This is a genomic window from Variovorax sp. P4_D9, assembly GCF_056401695.1.
The window spans coordinates 1-939 of sequence record NZ_JBFUIU010001590.1 but is presented as its reverse complement, the minus strand read 5'-3'; the positions used below and the strand labels follow the sequence as shown (position 1 = coordinate 939).

Here is a 939-nt window from a genome sequence, read left to right as displayed (position 1 = left end):
GACTTGAACCGCGGACCTGTCCGCCTGCGTGTGTCCGGCTTGGGGCAGGCAATCGTAGGACTCGAATGACCGGACAGGGCCCACCGAAGCGAACCCATTTCCGTGGGCGGACTGTCCGCAAACGCAGCGCCTCCGATCAGTCCTCGAGCGCCTCGTGGCCGGAAGCATTTCCGCCACCGAAAACCAGCCCGGGCCCGATCTTTGCCGATAGCGAGATCATGCGTCGGCGAAGCGCCCACGAACGGAGCCCCTCGGATCAGTCCTCGATCGCCTCRGGAARCGGCARTGACSCYGCCCATCGGGAATATGGCGATGATTTCGATCGATGACGGGCCGCTATTGCGCGGGTTTTACAGCGGGTGCGCCGCGCAGGTCGATGTCGGAAWAATAGGAGATCCCGCGAGCYTTGGTGTTGTCCGAGTCGGCCTGGATCGCGACCCCCACCACGTCCGGCAAYGTATCSCCGGCYTCRGCGCCGAAGGCTCGCTTGTAGTCGGGCAGCARGTTGCGGCGCTCGGTCAGCCAGCCGCCGGCCTTGTCAGTCGCGCCTGATTCGATCACGTCCATGCGTATGCGCTTGGTRAAGGCGTTGTCGAATTCGCTGCCCTTGCTTTCCTTGACGTCCCAGACGTAGCAGAGGGTTTGGGTGGGCACCGATTCGCCGGTCGAGCCTTTTGCCAGTGCGAGCTTGGTGCGCTCGCCCACCGACAGCCGCTCGGCCGGGAAGTCGAAGAAGACGCAGATCTTAGCCGCGCCGTCGTCGCCGCTCTTGGTGCGCAGATCGGCACCCTCCACGAATTCCTCGACCTTCCAGCGCCAAGCCAGCGTGGCCTCGTCGTTGAGTTGAACCCGCGTGGGATGGACCAGGTTGCCGTAGGACTTGTCGGCATCGACCTTGAGCACCTTCTGGCCATCGAGCTGCGTGACCTCGAACTTCGT

At 63.8% G+C, this 939-nt stretch carries 1 protein-coding gene; it reads right to left on the bottom strand.

From position 1 onward, the window contains the following. Positions 1-336 precede the first annotated feature (336 nt). The coding region (locus AC1DY5_RS57105) for a DUF3047 domain-containing protein (protein ID WP_478122953.1) at positions 337-939 on the bottom strand (603 nt) is incomplete at its 5' end.